General features: G+C 59.8%; 12 protein-coding genes. 6 read left to right on the top strand and 6 right to left on the bottom strand.

Going from position 1 to position 16551, the window contains the following annotated elements:
* The 3 genes from HA48_RS15180 to HA48_RS15170 form a co-directional block, all read left to right on the top strand.
* The coding region (locus HA48_RS15180; protein ID WP_244182866.1) for an SrfA family protein at window positions 1-630 on the top strand (630 nt) is incomplete at its 5' end.
* 2 nt (window positions 631-632) lie between these two features.
* Window positions 633-3605: a virulence factor SrfB gene (locus HA48_RS15175; protein ID WP_128602076.1), complete on the top strand. Its 2973-nt coding sequence runs from the start codon at window positions 633-635 to the stop codon at window positions 3603-3605.
* Window positions 3602-5965 carry a virulence factor SrfC family protein gene (locus HA48_RS15170; protein ID WP_128602075.1) on the top strand — a complete coding sequence of 788 codons (2364 nt, stop codon included), beginning with the start codon at window positions 3602-3604 and terminating at the stop codon, window positions 5963-5965. Before HA48_RS15175 ends, HA48_RS15170 begins: the two co-directional genes overlap by 4 nt.
* Here HA48_RS15170 and HA48_RS15165 read toward each other — a convergent pair whose 3' ends face one another.
* The 3 genes from HA48_RS15165 to HA48_RS15155 all read right to left on the bottom strand — a co-directional run bounded on the left by HA48_RS15165 (window position 5966) and on the right by HA48_RS15155 (window position 7098).
* Entirely contained in the window at window positions 5966-6235 is a 270-nt protein-coding gene (locus HA48_RS15165) for a barstar family protein (protein ID WP_128602074.1), read from the bottom strand.
* A gap of 2 nt (window positions 6236-6237) precedes the next feature.
* Complete coding sequence (locus HA48_RS15160; RefSeq protein WP_128602073.1) at window positions 6238-6663, bottom strand: ribonuclease domain-containing protein; 426 nt, start codon at window positions 6661-6663, stop codon at window positions 6238-6240.
* A gap of 87 nt (window positions 6664-6750) precedes the next feature.
* Entirely contained in the window at window positions 6751-7098 is a 348-nt protein-coding gene (locus HA48_RS15155; RefSeq protein ID WP_128602072.1) for a helix-turn-helix domain-containing protein, read from the bottom strand.
* A 291-nt stretch (window positions 7099-7389) separates the two neighbouring features.
* Here HA48_RS15155 and HA48_RS15150 point away from each other — a divergent pair, with 291 nt between their 5' ends.
* Window positions 7390-8544: an efflux RND transporter periplasmic adaptor subunit gene (locus HA48_RS15150; RefSeq protein WP_128602071.1), complete on the top strand. Its 1155-nt coding sequence runs from the start codon at window positions 7390-7392 to the stop codon at window positions 8542-8544.
* 18 nt (window positions 8545-8562) lie between these two features.
* Window positions 8563-11718 carry a multidrug efflux RND transporter permease subunit OqxB gene (gene oqxB / locus HA48_RS15145; protein WP_128602070.1) on the top strand — a complete coding sequence of 1052 codons (3156 nt, stop codon included), beginning with the start codon at window positions 8563-8565 and terminating at the stop codon, window positions 11716-11718.
* Between the two features lie 288 nt (window positions 11719-12006).
* On the opposite strand, the gene HA48_RS15140 is transcribed toward oqxB, so the two are convergent.
* Both HA48_RS15140 and HA48_RS15135 read right to left on the bottom strand, forming a co-directional pair.
* The gene (locus tag HA48_RS15140; protein WP_128602069.1) at window positions 12007-12492 is read right to left on the bottom strand and encodes an RrF2 family transcriptional regulator; all 486 of its coding nucleotides are present in this window, start codon (window positions 12490-12492) and stop codon (window positions 12007-12009) included.
* A gap of 159 nt (window positions 12493-12651) precedes the next feature.
* Window positions 12652-13851 (bottom strand): MFS transporter, encoded by a 1200-nt coding sequence (locus tag HA48_RS15135; protein WP_128602068.1) that lies wholly within the window; start codon window positions 13849-13851, stop codon window positions 12652-12654.
* Between the two features lie 153 nt (window positions 13852-14004).
* Between HA48_RS15135 and tus the strand changes: the two genes are divergently transcribed.
* Window positions 14005-14931, top strand: coding sequence for a DNA replication terminus site-binding protein (gene tus, locus HA48_RS15130; protein ID WP_128602067.1), 927 nt, complete (start codon window positions 14005-14007; stop codon window positions 14929-14931).
* Between the two features lie 37 nt (window positions 14932-14968).
* On the opposite strand, the gene fumC is transcribed toward tus, so the two are convergent.
* Entirely contained in the window at window positions 14969-16366 is a 1398-nt protein-coding gene (gene fumC, locus HA48_RS15125) for a class II fumarate hydratase (RefSeq protein ID WP_128602066.1), read from the bottom strand.
* Between the last annotated feature and the right edge of the window lie 185 nt (window positions 16367-16551).

Below are 16551 nucleotides of genomic sequence, written 5' to 3'. Positions count from 1 at the left end.
CCGGTTGCCGCCGCTGCGGCTGCGGGCGTTGCCTTCTGGCTGCATAGCTCACCGCAGCCGGTCAGCGCACCGGCTGCGACCCTGACCGACGCGCCTACGCCTGTTATTGCACCGCCGGTGACGCTGACCAAAGCAGAAACCCTTGCAGCCACGCTGCCGCAAGCCCTCGCCACTGTCAGCGCAGCACCTGCGCCGGCTGTTGCGCCCGCCCCGGCGGAGATTGTGGCGGAGCATACTGAACCTGCAAAAGCTGACGATCTGATCATGACGGCAGACGATGCGCGCATTGGCTCCGTAAAATTCATTAACGGTAACTGGCGGGTCACGCTGCGTCAGACCAATCTGCCCACCGGTAAGCCCCCCAGCCTGCGCTATCAGATTCGCAACGGCAAAGGCACCGCGTTGATAATCCAGGGCGATAATATCCGCTGCAAAGCCGATGTCACCGCCGCCATGACCAGCGCCGGCACCATGGTGGTGCGCAGCCGCTATACTGCCAGCTGCAGTGATAAATCGCGCTATCGCATGCCAGAGCTGGTGTGTAAGGCCGGTGATGGCATCGCCAGCTGTACTGCGCAATATGGCGCAGACCAGGCATTCCCGTTGACGATTAAGCGTGAGAGTAAGTAACCATGTTGGCTCCCCTCATCGATGACAAACAAAAAATCACGCTGATTGAAGATAGCGGTGTGCAGTTTCTTGATTTTGGTTTGCGTTTACCGGCGCTGCAGGCGCGCCGTCAGTTTGTCCGCCAGACCGCAAACGGTCCGCTGCTGCGCCTTAACGTTGACGGTAACAGCGGCAAGTTCCTGCTCTATCCGGAAGATGGCAGCGCAGCAGAAGTGGTGCGTCCGGAATCGGACATCGCGCTGGCGGATTCGCTGCTGCTGCTGGCTAACCAGTGGCTGCCGCTGCCGGTACTGCGCTGCACCAGCGGTCGCCGTTTTATCGGCGGACCGGACAACTGGGCGCGCCTGCATCTGGCGCCGCTCAGCCAGCCGGATGCGGCGGGTAACACGCACTGCATCACCCTCGCCTTTGATACCCGCCTGATGGCGGAGCAGGACGGCGGTGAACAGCTCGGCCTGAGCAAAGCCGATGCGCAAAACGGCGTCAGCTTCGCCCTTGCCTGGCACAACTATGAGCTGGGCGAATTCCTTGACCTCACCTGGGTGGATGGCTGGCTGCGCGAAACCTTCAGCCAGCAGGTTAACGCGCTGCAATCACGCCGCGAACAGGAGCTGAACCAGGCGCTGCGTGAGTTTGAGTACCAGGCGCACTATCTTAACCTGCTGGAGCTACTCGGCGAGCAGCTCGACCTGGCCGAGATCTATATTCAGGCCAGCTCGCTGCAAACCCCGGCGGTGAATGTCGATATCATTCTCGACGTGGGCAACTCGCACACCTGCGGCATTCTGGTGGAAGACCATGCGGAGGAGAGCAACGGCCTGCGCCAGACATATGAACTGCAGCTGCGCGACCTGTCGCAGCCGCACCAGGTCTATAACGAACTGTTTGATAGCCGGCTGGAGTTCGCCGAAACCCGCTTCGGTAAAGCCAGCTTCTCGCTGGAGAGCGGGCGTGAAAATGCCTTTATGTGGCCCTCGCTGACCCGCGTCGGACGCGAAGCCAGCCGCCTCGCCCTGCAGCGTGCCGGCACGGAAGGCAGCACCGGCCTCTCCAGTCCACGCCGCTATCTGTGGGATGAGGCACGTTATCAGCCCGGCTGGCGCTTCAACGCCAGCGGCAGCAGCGATGAGCCGCAGGCCACCGCGCTGCCCTTTACCCTACTGCTTAATGATGAAGGCCAGCCGCTGCATGCGCTGCCGGAAGATGATCGTTTGCCGGTGTTCTCCGCCAGCTACAGCCGCAGCTCGCTGATGACCTTTATGCTGTGCGAACTGCTGGCCCAGGCGATGATGCAGATGAACAGCGTGGCGCAGCGTCAACGTATGCCGCAGAGCCAGGCGCCGCGTCAGCTGCGTCACGTTATTCTGACGCTGCCTTCGGCCATGCCGAAGCCGGAGCGTGAGATCTTCCGCCGCCGCATGCAGGAGGCCATCGCGCTGGTGTGGAAAGCCGAGGGCTGGCATCCGGCAGAGGAGGATTTCAGCGCTGCCAGCCAGGCCACCAGCCTGCGCCCGGTCCCGGACGTGCAGATGGAGTGGGATGAAGCCACCTGCGGCCAGATGGTGTGGCTGTTCAACGAAACCCAGGTTAACTTCGCCGGCCGTGCGGAGGACTTCTTCAGCAGCATGGCGCGCCCGGATCGCCCGCGTGAAGTGGATGAAGTACCGGGCAAGAGCCTGCGCATCGCCTCAATTGATATTGGCGGTGGCACCACCGATTTGGCCATCACTCAGTACCGTCTGGACGATGGCCAGGGCAATAACGTGAAGATCACGCCGCGCCTGCTGTTCCGCGAAGGCTTTAAAGTGGCCGGTGACGATATTCTGCTGGATGTGATTCAGTTGTGGATTCTGCCTGCGCTCCAGCAGAGCCTGCAAAAAGCCGGGCTGACGCTGGCGGAGCCGCTGATGCATAAGCTGTTTGGTCACGACAGCCGCATGGACGGACAGGCCACGCTGCGCCAGCAGGTGACGTTGCAGCTGTTTATTCCGCTGGCGCAGGCGGTGCTTGAACGCTACGAAAACTGGGACCCGCTCGATAGCCACAGTGAAATCAATGCGCTGTTTGGCGAGCTGGTGCCGCAAAAACCGGCCAACAGCGTGCTGGCGTTTGTGAACGGTGAGATCCAGCGCACCCTGGGCGGCGACAGCCGTTTCGATCTGCTCGAGGTGCCACTGGTGGTCAGCATGGCGCAGCTGCATGCAGAGTTTCTGCAGCACCGGATGGCGATCATCCCGGCGCTGCGTGCAATGTGTGAAGTGGTTTCGCTTTATCAGTGTGATGTGCTGCTGCTCACCGGCCGACCGTCGCGCTTCCCCGGCATTCAGGCGCTGGTGCGCCATCTGCAACCGCTGCCGGGTAGCCGTATTCTGTCGCTTGAGGGCTATCACACCAGCGACTGGTATCCGTTTAACAAACAGGGCCGCATTGATAACCCGAAATCAACCGCCGCCGTTGGCGCGATGCTCTGCCTGCTGGCGCTTGATCTGCGTCTCAGCAGCTTCTGGTTCCGCGCCGGCGATTTCGAACCCTATTCGACGATCCGCTACCTCGGTGTTCTGGATGAAAACGCCACCCTGAGCGACGATAATCTCTGCTACAGCGATATCGATCTCGATGACCAGGGTTTTGCGCTGGATCGCAAAAGCAGCTTCCGCATCCGCGGCAATGTTTGCCTCGGCTTCCGCCAGCTGGAGAATGATCGCTGGCCGGCATCGCCGCTCTATAGCCTGAGCATTGTCGATCCGCAGCTGGCGCGTAAAGTCGCCGGCGAGAGCGTGCTGCGCATCAAGCTGGCCGTACAGCCGGGGCCGGACAATTTCGGTCCTGAGCGCCTGGTGCTGAGCGATGCGCGGCTGGATGACGGCACGCGCGTGCCGCTGGAACAACTGAGCCTGAAACTGAATACGCTGTCCGCCACTGGCAATGCGAATGCGCAATACTGGATCGACAGCGGGAGCGTCTGTAAACGATGAGAACTGCGAAAAAAGCTACGCCAGCCACACCCGCCAAACGTTTGAGCCTGCTCCAGGAGACCCTCGACGGGGCGCTGAACTGGGTCGACAACCATCAGGCGCACTCACCGCGCCTGGCGCTGGAGGCAGATACGCTGCGCCTGCAGCTGCGCCGGGCACGGGTGGAGAGCCATGCGCTGGCGCGTCAGCTGGCGCGCCCGGTAACGCTGGCGCTGTTTGGTCAGTCGCAGGCGGGGAAAGCCTGGCTGCTGAGTGAAATGGTGGGCGATGCGCAGGGCCAGCTGATTGCCCGCCTCGGCGATCGCACGCTCAACTACTTTCAGAATATCAATCCGGGCAATGTCGATTTTGCTATCGCCACCCGCTTCAGCCACCAGCGCGAAGCACAGTCCGGCGCCTGGCCGCTGGAGATGACGCTGCTCAGCGATGCCGAGCTGATTCGTCTGCTGCTGGCCTGCGCCCGCACCGACGCCCAGCCGGATACGGCGGTAATCGATGCCGCGCTGCAGCGCCTGCAGCGCCACCGGCAGAGTGAGATCCAGCCCGGACTGGATAGCGATGCGCTGATCACGCTGTGGGCCTGGAGCCGTCGTCAGCACCGCCATGCCGCCGTGCTGGATCGTCACTTCTGGCCGCAGGCAGTAGAACTGGCGCCGTGGCTCAACGTTGACGACCGCGTGCAGCTCTTCGCCCTGCTGTGGCCCGGCCAGGCTGCGCTGAGCGAAAGTCTGCGCACGCTGCTGCATCTGCGTCACCAGCTTCGTCAGGCGCCGCGCGTGCTGGCGCCGCTCTCGCTGCTGGCCGATGATGCCGCGCTGCCGGCCGAAAAACTGATCGGCAACGAGGCCGATCACGATGAGATGATTGAAGTGTGCCCGATTGTCGCCAATCGGTCAGGCAAACCGCAGCATGTCCCGCTGGGTCTGCTGGCGCTGCTGACGCTGGAGATCACCCTGCCGCTCTGCTCCACGCCGCGTCAGGCGCTGTATGACGACGCCGACATGCTGGAGCTGCCGGCGCCGGGCACGCCCGCCGATCGCAACCAACAGGCCGAGCTGGCGCAGCTGCGTCAGCGCGATCCGCTGCGCGCCACGCTGCTGGAGCAGAAGCGCGCGCTGTTACCCGGCCTGTACGCTGCACGCCAGGGCATCGATCTGATGCTGATCTGTACCGCCGCCAGCCAGCGCCAGGATGCTGAACTTGCCGCCAGCGCGCTGCGCGAGTGGCACCTGCATCAAAACATCAGCAAGCCGCGTCTGATCTGGGCGATTACGCCGCACGATGCGCGCCATCAGCAGCAGCAAATTAACGTAGATGAAGCGGTGCAGCGGCAGATTGGTCAGCCGGGACAGAACTGGGGATCGATGCTGGCGCTGGATCGCGCAGGCGTTGATCGCATGGGCAGCTGGTTGCAGGATGAGATGCAGCCGGAAGCGCGCCGCGATCGTCTGGCGCAGCAGCTGAGCGGCCTGCAGCAGAGACTGGTGGAGCGCCTGCAGCCGTGGACCGAATCCAGCGCAACGCCGGAGCAGGCGGCGCGCAAACAGGTTATCTCAGACACCCTGCTGAAGTGCCTGCAGCATCGTACTGGTTTGCACGGTGAGCTGCTGGAGCGCCTGCAGCCCTCCCGCGAAGCCGTGCGCCAGCTGTGGCTGAGCCAGGGCAGCGGCACGGTCAGCGCGGCACACAGCAGCAAAACTGCCGCGACGGAGCAGAGTTATTTTGGTATCGGCTTTGAGTTCGATCTGTTTAAAGACGAGCCGGTTACCGCCGCTGAGCCGCGCGCTTCAGCCGGTCAGCGCGATCAGCAGTTCCCGCAGCAGGTCTTTGCGCTGTGGCTGGAGCATCTGCGCCAGCTGCCGGAGAGCCGCAGTCTGCTGGCGCTGCTGAACGTTGATAAACCGACGCTGGAGCTGCTGGTTGAGGAGCTGATCACCGCCAGTTTCCGTCTCGATATTCTGAGCAAACTGCAGAGCGCGCTCAACGAACCGGATGCGCAGGCCAGTGCCTATGAGGCCCGTACCGATCGCCAGGTGTCACGCGCGATGACGGTGCTGGGGGATTTTGTTGCCTGGCTGGGCTTTTTACAGCGCCCGGAGAGCGAACGTCCTGAGAGCCGCGTGAATCGCGGGCAAACTATCTTTGTCCGACCGCCGGCGCCCAGCGTGAGCTTTTCACCGGGCCAGCGCCTGACGCGCCTCTCCGCTGCGCCGGCCAATCACACGGCTTACTATATCTACGACTGGCTGGTAGGGCTGAATACGGTGATTGTGGAGAATAACGGCTACACCGGCGGCGGCGATCTGCCGGCTAATGCGCGACAGATGCTGACCATTTTACTGCTGCCGCTGCACGTTTAATTACTGCCAGACCAGGCGCAGCTCGCCCTCCAGCTGCTGCGCCGCCTCCTTTAACAGCGCCAGCACCGGCGCAAACTCTGCGCTTTCGCCGGCCGGCCCGGCATGCAGCAGATGCAGCGTGGCGGGCAGCGTCATACCGCCCGTCAGCCAATCCCATAGCGCATCCAGATTGTCGCCAAATCCGGCCGGGCCACCGCTCTGCTGCACCAGCGCCTGATAAAAGGCCTGACGATCGTTGAGTCGTTTAAAATCAAAGCGAAGGGTCAGCATGATCAATGTACCTGTTGAAAGCTGCGGTAGTGATCGCGGGTGAGGAAGATCAGCCCGTCTGAAGAGTAAAGCAGACGATCCGCATCGCGGTGGCCGCAATCATAGTTGACGTCCGCCTCATACCACTGCCGACCCGCCTGCATGGGTAGCCGCTTTTCACGGTTGCTGAACCGATCGCCGCCAATCGCCCTGCCCGGCAGCACCTCGCACAGATTGCCTTTGCCGGGGTTCCAGCCCTGACGACGTGCTTCGCTTTTCGTGAGGTAGAGATCGGGTAACCGGTGCTGCAGCGCGCGCGCCACCGTTTTGGCCTCGGTACGTTGGGCGATATCCGCCGGCTGACCACGTTGAGCGGTAAGATGCGGCTTGAGTCCGACCCAGCTGACAACCAGCGCCAGCAGTAATCCAATCCAGAGTTTTTTTGACATGGTGACATCCTGAAGTACAGGACGGCGATGATAGCAGGTTTAACGCGGAGAAAAACGCGGGCCAGCATGGCTGGCCCTGGCGGAGGGTTACTGCATCGCGCTGGCACTGTGCCCGGCGTGACGACGCCACGCACCCGGCGCTACGCCATACTGGCGCTTGAAGCTACGGTTGAATGACTGCTGTGAATCAAAGCCCAGCGAAATCGCGACGTTGAGAATCGGTTCGTTGGTGGTCGTCAGGCGGTCCGCCGATTTTTTCAGTTTCTTCGCCCGGATGTACTCACCCAGCGGATAGCCGGTGTGCTCTTTGAACATACGCTGCAGGTGCCATTTCGAGTAACCGGCGCGGTCTGCAACGGTGTCCAGATCCAGACGTGCTTCAATGTTGTTGTCAATCCAGTCGATCAAATCATGAATAAAAGCGTCGCTCATCATCCCATTCTCTCCCGTCGCCATGGCGAACAGTATCAGTATCAGTTGCAATTACACTTTAAGGGTGACTGACTATCGCAATTAATGCAAGTTTTATTATTGCATTAAATGCCGCACTCGTCGTAGGGGCTTTCCGACACCGCCAACGAATTGATCAAAACCGCACATAAAGTGTATCAGATATTCTTGCAGTTGCAGTTCGCACAAGCCTACACTCATCGCGTTTTAATGCAATCTTAAAAGTTGCAGATTTTTCGTACGTCTCCTTTTTTTCACCAAAGCGGAATAACAACAATGCATCTGCAAACGTATGGGGTTCGTCGGGCCGTAAGCCTGTCAGGAGTGATGTTGCTGGGGAGCCTGCTGGCCGGTTGCGACCGCGGCGTGGCGCAAAATGCCCCGCCGCCGCCGCCCGAAGTGAGTGTCGCGCAGGTGGTAGAGCAAAACGTCAGCCACTGGGATAGCTTCAATGGCCGCATTGAAGCGGTGCAAAGCGTACAGCTGCGACCGCGCGTGTCGGGCTATATCGATCAGGTTAACTATCGCGAAGGCGATGAGGTGAAAAAAGGTCAGGTGCTATTCACCATTGACGATCGCACCTACCGGGCCACGCTGGAGCAGGCGCAGGCCGAACTGGCCACTGCGCGCAGCCAGGCGGCGCTGGCCCGCAGTGAATCGGCGCGTACCGACAAGCTGATTGGCACCAACGTGGTCTCTCGCGAAGAGTGGGAGCAGCGCCGCTCTGCGGCACACCAGGCGCAGGCCAGCGTCCTCTCGGCCCAGGCCGCGGTGGATGTGGCGCAGCTGAATCTCGATTTTACCCGGGTGACGGCCCCGATTGATGGTCGCGCCAGCCGCGCCATGATCACCACCGGTAACCTGGTGACCGCCGGCGACAGCGCCAGCGTGCTGACCACGCTGGTGTCGCAGGATCGCATGTATGTCTATTTCGACGTTGATGAGTCTATCTACCTGCAGTATCAGGCGCTGGCGCGTCAGGGACAGAATCGCGGCTCGCTGCCGGTGGAGATTGCGCTGACCGGTGAAGCAGGTTTCCCGCATCGCGGCACCGTCGATTTTCTTGATAACCAGCTCACCGCCAGTACCGGCACCATCCGCATGCGCGCCACGCTGGATAATCAGCAGCGCCAGTTTACCCCTGGCCTGTTCGCCCGCGTGCGCTTACCCGGCAGCGCCGACTCCCGTGCGCTGCTGATTGATGACAAAGCTATTCTGACCGATCAGGATCGAAAATACGTTTATGTGATTGATGCGCAAGGCAAAGCCGAGCGCCGTGATATCCAGCCAGGCGATATGGCTGATGGTCTGCGCATTGTGCAGCAGGGTCTGAAGCCGGGCGATAACGTGATCGTTAATGGCCTGCAGAAAGTCTTTATGCCTGGCATGCCGGTGAAAGCTCAGCCGGTGGCGATGCGCTCCGCTCAATAATAATCGAGACTGCCTGTTATGGATTTCTCCCGCTTTTTTATCGACCGACCGATCTTTGCGGCGGTGCTGTCGATTCTGATTTTTACGACCGGCCTGATCGCCATTCCGCTGCTGCCGATCAGTGAGTATCCCAATGTTGTCCCGCCCAGCGTGCAGGTGCGCGCCGAGTATCCGGGCGCCAACCCGAAAGTGATTGCGGATTCCGTGGCGACGCCGCTGGAAGAGGCGATCAACGGGGTGGAGAACATGATGTACATGAAGTCGGTGGCCGGCTCCGACGGCGTGCTGGTCACCACCGTGACCTTCCGCCCGGGTACCGATCCTGACCAGGCGCAGGTGCAGGTGCAGAACCGTGTGGCGCAGGCCGAAGCGCGTCTGCCCGAGGAGGTACGCCAGCTGGGCCTGACCACGCAGAAACAGTCGCCAACGCTGACGCTGGTGGTGCATCTGTTCTCACCACACGGCAAGTACGATTCACTCTACCTGCGTAACTACGCCACGCTGAAGGTGAAAGATGAGCTGGCGCGCCTGCCGGGCGTCGGTCAGATTCAGATCTTCGGGGCCGGTGATTACGCGATGCGTGTCTGGCTCGATCCCAATAAAGTCGCGGCGCGCGGCATGACGGCCTCTGACGTCGTCAGCGCCATGCAGGAGCAGAACGTGCAGGTCTCTGCCGGCCAGCTGGGCGCTGAGCCGACGAAAAAAGAGAGCGATTTCCTGCTGTCGATTAACACCCAGGGTCGGCTGGAGAATGAGGAGCAGTTTGGCAACATCATTCTGAAGACCGCCGACGATGGCACGCTGGTGCGCCTGCGTGACGTAGCGCGTATTGAGATGGGTTCCGGTAACTACGCCCTGCGTTCGCAGCTGAACAATAAAGATGCGGTGGGGATCGGTATTTTCCAGTCGCCAGGGGCTAACGCCATCGATCTCTCCAATGCGGTGCGGGATAAAATGGCCGAGCTCGCGACACGCTTCCCGGACGATGTGCAGTGGGCAGCGCCTTATGACCCTACCGTGTTTGTGCGGGACTCTATTCGTGCCGTGGTGCAAACGCTGTTTGAAGCGATTGTGCTGGTCGTCCTGGTGGTGATCCTGTTCCTGCAAACCTGGCGCGCCTCGATCATCCCCCTGCTGGCGGTGCCGGTTTCGGTGGTCGGGACGTTCAGCGTGCTCTACCTGCTCGGCTTCTCACTGAACACGCTGAGTTTGTTCGGGCTGGTGCTGGCGATCGGTATCGTGGTCGATGATGCCATCGTGGTGGTGGAGAACGTCGAGCGTAACATTGAGCAAGGCTTGTCACCGGTGGCGGCCGCGCATCAGGCGATGCGCGAAGTGTCCGGACCGATTATCGCTATCGCGCTGGTGCTGTGTGCGGTGTTCGTGCCGATGGCGTTTCTCTCTGGCGTGACCGGGCAGTTCTATAAGCAGTTTGCCGTGACGATTGCTATTTCGACGGTGATTTCAGCCATTAACTCGCTAACGCTCTCCCCTGCGCTGGCGGCGAAATTACTGAAACCGCACGGCACGCCGAAAGATATTCCCGGGCGCCTGATTGATCGTCTGCTTGGCTGGCTGTTCCGTCCGTTTAACCGCTTCTTCCAGCGCAGCTCAAACGGCTATGAAAACATGGTTGGCAAAACGCTGCGTCGTCGTGGGGCGGTGTTTGGCGTGTATGTGTTGCTGCTGGTTGGTGCCGGCTTTATGTTCCACACCGTGCCGGGCGGATTTATCCCGACTCAGGATAAGCTGTACCTGATTGGCGGCGTGAAGATGCCGGAGGGTTCATCGCTGGCCCGTACCGATGCGGTGATTCGTAAGATGAGCGAGATCGGTATGAATACCGAAGGCGTGGCCTACTCGGTAGCCTTCCCTGGTCTGAACGCGCTGCAGTTCACCAATACACCCAATACCGGCACGGTGTTCTTTGGGCTCAAGCCCTTCAGCGAACGCACCCGCAGCGCAGCAGAGATCAACGCAGAGATTAATGCGAAGATTGCCAAAATCCAGCAAGGTTTCGGCTTCTCGATTATGCCTCCGCCGATTCTGGGGCTGGGCCAGGGCTCCGGGTATTCGCTGTACGTGCAGGACCGCGCAGGGCTGGGCTATGGCGCGCTACAGACGGCGATCAATACGCTTTCCGGTGCCGTGATGCAGACGCCAGGCATGATGTTCCCGATCTCCTCGTATCAGGCGAACGTGCCGCAGCTGGATGTGCAGGTGGACCGCGATAAAGCGAAAGCGCAAGGGGTTTCGCTGACCGAGCTGTTCAGTACGCTGCAGGTCTATCTGGGTTCGTCATACGTTAACGACTTCAATAAGTTTGGTCGTACCTGGCGCGTGATGGCGCAGGCGGACGGCGATTTCCGTGATAGCGTGCAGGATATTGCGAATCTGCGTACCCGTAACGATCGCGGTGAAATGGTGCCGATTGGCAGCATGGTGAATATCACCACCACCTATGGCCCGGACCCGGTGATCCGTTATAACGGCTATCCGGCTGCGGATCTGATTGGTGATGCTGACCCACGCGTGCTCTCCTCAGCGCAGGCGATGGAGAAATTGGAGGGGCTATCTGGCCAGGTGCTGCCAAACGGTATGAATATCGAGTGGACCGATCTGAGCTATCAGCAGGCCACGCAGGGTAACACCGCGTTTATCGTGTTCCCGGTCGCGGTGCTGCTGGCCTTCCTGGTGCTGGCTGCCCTGTATGAGAGCTGGACACTGCCGCTGGCGGTAATCCTGATTGTGCCGGTGACCATGCTCTCAGCGCTGGTCGGTGTGTGGCTGACCGGTGGCGATAATAACGTGTTTGTGCAGGTTGGCCTGGTGGTACTGATGGGGCTGGCGTGTAAGAACGCCATTCTTATCGTCGAGTTTGCGCGCGAGCTGGAGATGCAGGGCAAAGGGATTGTCGAGGCCGCGCTGGAAGCCTGTCGCCTGCGTCTGCGCCCGATTGTCATGACCTCAATCGCCTTTATCGCCGGTACCGTGCCGCTGATTCTGGGTGAAGGTGCCGGCGCCGAAGTGCGTGGTGTGACCGGGATTACCGTGTTCTCGGGCATGCTGGGCGTGACGCTGTTTGGCCTGTTCCTGACGCCGGTGTTTTACGTCACGCTGCGTAAGCTGGTGACGCGTAAGCAGCAGCCGGCAGCGGAGGTACAGACCGGATAAGAGCGGCATTGTCGCAGAGAGATCCGGGCCTGCGTGCCCGGATTTTTTTTGCCTGTTGGCGTGGCGCAGGCCCTGGCAGGTCACATCACAAATTTCACTGCTGCGGATGCTGAGCGTGGTCAGATGGGAGGGTGAGCACGCCCGGAACGGCGGACTTTTGGGTCGCCACTCCAAAATATAAAAAAATTTGGGTATGCAGCAGCTACAGCGGCGCCGGGGATTGAATAAAAGGAGGGAGTCGGCATGGCGACCCAGGGGGGTCGCCGCGGTGGAAATGCGCGTCAGGGATTAGCGGATTTTTTTGCTGCAATCGGCGATATCAAGATCGGGCAGCGGCTCGCAGTTACTGGTATCGCGTTTCTTCAGTTCTGCCAGGGCATCGGCGACGGTGCGGGTCTCCAGCACCTTCAGGGATGCCTCTTCCGCCTCTTCGGCGATCGATTTGAAGTACCAGCACAGGTTGGCGCTGACCAGACAACGTGGCGCCACATCCGGACGGGATGCCCAGAGCTTTTTATCTTCAATCACCGAAGTATAAATATCGCGCAGCGTGATCTCAGCGGCCGGGCGACCCAGGTGGATCGAACCGGTACGGCCGAGCGTCGAGACAATGATGCCATCGCGCGTTAACGGAACCATAAGTTTCCGAATGAAACTGGGGTTCGCTTCAAGACCATAAGCCAGAATGGCGCTGGTCGAACGTTTACCCAGTTGCTCCGCCATCGCTACGCTCAAAACCATCTGCAAAGCTGTCGGGAAGCGGTAATCTAGCATTTCAATTTCCTGAGTTGCGGCCTATCTTCTTGTTTTTATACCGCTGCAGTGAGTAATCAATGAGCAATAAATATAACAAACACTGTTGCTTTTTAGAAGCAAGCAGCCGTGATCAAGGCACGGATTCATCATTTGTCCGGCCAGAAGCGCACAGGCTGCTTAGTTTCGTGCGCCACTTGCCGGTTGCTGAGGCTGATGCGGCAGTTTCTGCTTCAACACGATGACCAACACAACGTTGATCAGCGCCAGCACACACAGCAACCATAAGGTGACACTGGCGCCAAACTGCTGATAAACGTAGCCGCCAGCGAGGGGTGTCAGAGCCTGGCCAATCAGCGCCGGACGCGCCATACGCCCTGCCACAACTGCATAAGCTTCTGGTTTGACCATCGCCAGCGGCAAAGTTCCCCGCACAATCGCTCGCAAACCGTTTCCGGCGCCGTACAGCACCATACTTACCAGCGCCCACTGCGGATAACAGGCCAGCAGCAGTAATCCCAGCGCGACCAGCCCGACAGAAAAAAAGGCGGTCCAGACAGGATGCCCGCGCTTAAAGGCGATATCGACAATACGCGAGCCCACCTGGCATGGCCCGAGAATGGCGCTGATGGCCAGCGCAGACGCCAGCGTATGGCCGCTGGCCTGTAATAAGGTGATTAACTGCACCGAAATGGCCGTCATGATCACCGACGCCAGCGTAAATATGGTGCACAGCAGCCAGAAGAGCGTGGCGGAGAGATCGCTCTCTGCTGCCCTGCCACTCTGTGCACGCTGGCGCAGATCGCCCTGCGGCGCCGGCAGTGCAAAGTGATACGCGGGCAAGACGGTCAGGCACAGAAGCGCGGCAATGGCGAAACAGGCGCCCCGCCACTCCAGCCAGTGAATCAGTAACGCCGTACCCGGCCACACCAGCGACGTGCAGAAACCGGAGATCAGGGTAATGCCGGTGATCGCGCCGCGCGCCTGGCCTCCATAAAGCGTCCCGAGCGTGGCAAACAGCGCATCATATAACCCCATCGCCATGCCAACACCGATAATCAGCCAGGCAAAAAGAAACAGCAGCAGATGGTGGCTAAGGCCCATGATGATCAGCCCTACCGCCATGACGCCCCCGCTTGCGGCCAGCAGCATGCGACCGCAGGAACGGGCGATAAGCCGTCCGCTCAGGGGCGCCAGCAGGCCCGAAATCAGAATACCCAGCGACAGCGCACCGTAAATCCACTGCTGTGACCAGCCGGTGTCTGCGGCAATGGGGTTTGCCATCACCGCCATCAGATAGAAAGAGCCACCCCAGGAGAGGATCTGTATCAGTCCCAGCGTAACGATGGCTGAGACGCCAGGTTTAGGGGGATGCACCACAGCGTAATTCCATTAGCAGGCAAAGCGTTGTTATAACACGCTAATCCGGTGACGAAAACGCCATCTCTTCTGATTAACTGAATCTTTGCACATACGTGACAAGCCTGCGCTTATAGTATAAACTTAATAGTATGTTGTAACTATAAGGGTGTAATGATGCGCTACGACCTGGTTGCCGATTTACATGAATGCGTGAACGCACTGGAGTATGGACTGGGCGAACTGCGCCAGATGCTTGAGCAGCAGCCGCTACTGGTGGCGCGCGTGTTCAGCCTGCCGGAAATTGAAAAAGGGCATGAGCACGATGAGATCGCGCGCATTGACGTGACGCAGCACCTTGGCAAACGCGCGCGTGAGATGGCGCTTGCCCACTACTGCCGCCTGTTTATGCAGCACCAGTCCGAGAAGCTCAGTACCAAAGCGGCGGTGCGGCTACCTGGGGCGATATGCATTGAAGCGGATGATCAGATGAATCAGCACATCACACAACAGGTTGCAGAGATCAACGCGTTGAAACAGCGGCTGGAGCATCTGATTACGGTTGAATCCGGCCTGCCGAGCGAGGCGCGTTTTGAGTTTGTCCATCAGCATCTGCGCGGCCTGATCACCCTTAACGCCTATCGCAGCGTCACCGTGCTGAATGCGCCTGATACCCTGCGCTTCGGCTGGGCCAATAAGAACATCATTAAAAACGTGACGCGGGAAGCGGTGATCGAGCAGCTGGAGCGCAGCCTGAAGGCTAATCGAGCGCAGGCACCCTGGACGCGTGAGCAGTGGGCCGAAAAGGTACAGCAGGAGCTGGAAGCCATTCGCGCCCTGCCCGCGACGGCAAAACTGAAAATCAAACGCCCGGTCAAGGTGCAGCCCATTGCGCGAATCTGGCGCGCCAGCGAGAAAAAGCAGATACAACAAGCCTGCCCGTCACCGCTGCTGGTGCTGTGCCGCGATAAAACCCAGGTGCCCACATTGGGTGAGCTGCTGAATTATGATGCGGAGAACATTACACATCGCTACAAACCGCTGGCGCAGCCGCTGCACCTGATCATTCCGCGCATGCACTTATGGAGCGATCGCCTGTAGCGTAAAAAGGCCAGCATGGCGCTGGCCTGTTACAACGTTACTGCTTCATACTGCCAACCATCTCTTCCGGACGCACCCACTCATCAAACTGCTCTTCAGTGAGGTAGCCCAGCTTCAGCGCCGAGCCCTTCAGCGTCAGGCCCTCTTTATGCGCCTTCTTGGCAATCTCGGCCGCTTTGTCATAGCCGATGTGGGTATTGAGCGCTGTCACCAGCATCAGCGACTCATTCAGCAGCTGGTCAATGCGTTCGCGGTTCGGCTCAATGCCCACCGCACAGTGGTGGTTAAAGCTGTCCATCCCGTCCGCCAGCAGGCGAATCGACTGCAGGAAGTTATGGATAACCATCGGACGGAACACGTTGAGCTCAAAGTTACCGGAAGCGCCACCCATGTTGACGGCCACATCGTTGCCCATCACCTGGCAGCAGAGCATGGTCATCGCTTCACACTGCGTCGGGTTCACTTTGCCGGGCATGATTGAGCTGCCAGGCTCGTTCTCCGGGATGCTGATCTCACCAATGCCGCAGCGCGGCCCGGAAGCCAGCCAGCGCACATCGTTAGCGATCTTCATCAGCGATGCCGCCAGCCCTTTCAGCGCACCGTGCGCATGCACCAGCGCATCGCAGGTGGCCAGCGCCTCAAACTTATTCGGTGCCGTGACAAAGGGTTGTCCGGTCTGGTCGGCCAGCGCTTTTGCCACGCGCACGGCATACTCCGGATGGGTATTGAGTCCGGTGCCTACGGCAGTACCGCCCAGCGCCAGCTCAGCCACGTGCGGAATACTGTTTTCGATGTGTTTGAGGTTATGCTCCAGCATCGCCACCCAGCCGGAAATCTCCTGGCCCAGCGTCAGCGGTGTGGCGTCCTGCAGGTGGGTACGACCAATCTTCACGATGTCTTTGAAGGCGGCAGACTTTTCGCTCAGCGTCTTTTTCAATACCTGGATTTGTGGAATCAGCTGCTCCCGCACGGCAATGACCGCTGCCACGTGCATGGCGGTGGGGAACACATCATTGGAGCTTTGGCTCTTGTTCACATCGTCGTTCGGGTGCACCAGACGTGACATGCCGCGCTCGCCGCCCAGCAGCTCACTGGCCCGGTTGGCCAGCACTTCGTTCATGTTCATGTTGGTTTGCGTACCGGAGCCGGTCTGCCAAATCGCCAGCGGAAACTCGTCGCTGTGGTGATCCGCCAGCACCTCATCGGCCGCTTTCACAATCGCGTCTGCCCGCTCTGCCGGTAACAGCCCCAGATCGCGGTTGACCTGCGCAGCGGCGCGCTTGGTCAGCGCCAGCGCATGCACCAGCGCAACGGGCATCTTTTCGGTGGAGATGCGGAAGTGCTCAAGCGAGCGCTGCGTTTGTGCGCCCCACAGTTTATCGGCGGGTACTTCGATGGGTCCCATTGAGTCTTTTTCAATGCGATTGGCTGCCATGACTACGTCTCCTTAGCTCAGATTTTGAGGTATTCCGCCTAAAGTCGTCTTCCCGCGACGCCTTAAAGCGAGCAAGATTGTCACATACAAGAAATTAACATTATGCGAGCCCATCGCGTTTATTGCACTTGTTCGTGTATTTTCTATGGCACTTTCTGCTTTAATACGCCTGATTACTTACCGTT

It is taken from the genome of Pantoea wallisii (assembly GCF_002095485.1).
Classification (GTDB): domain Bacteria; phylum Pseudomonadota; class Gammaproteobacteria; order Enterobacterales; family Enterobacteriaceae; genus Pantoea; species Pantoea wallisii.
Note: the sequence above shows the minus strand (reverse complement) of the source record. Positions and strands in the feature narration are given on the sequence as shown.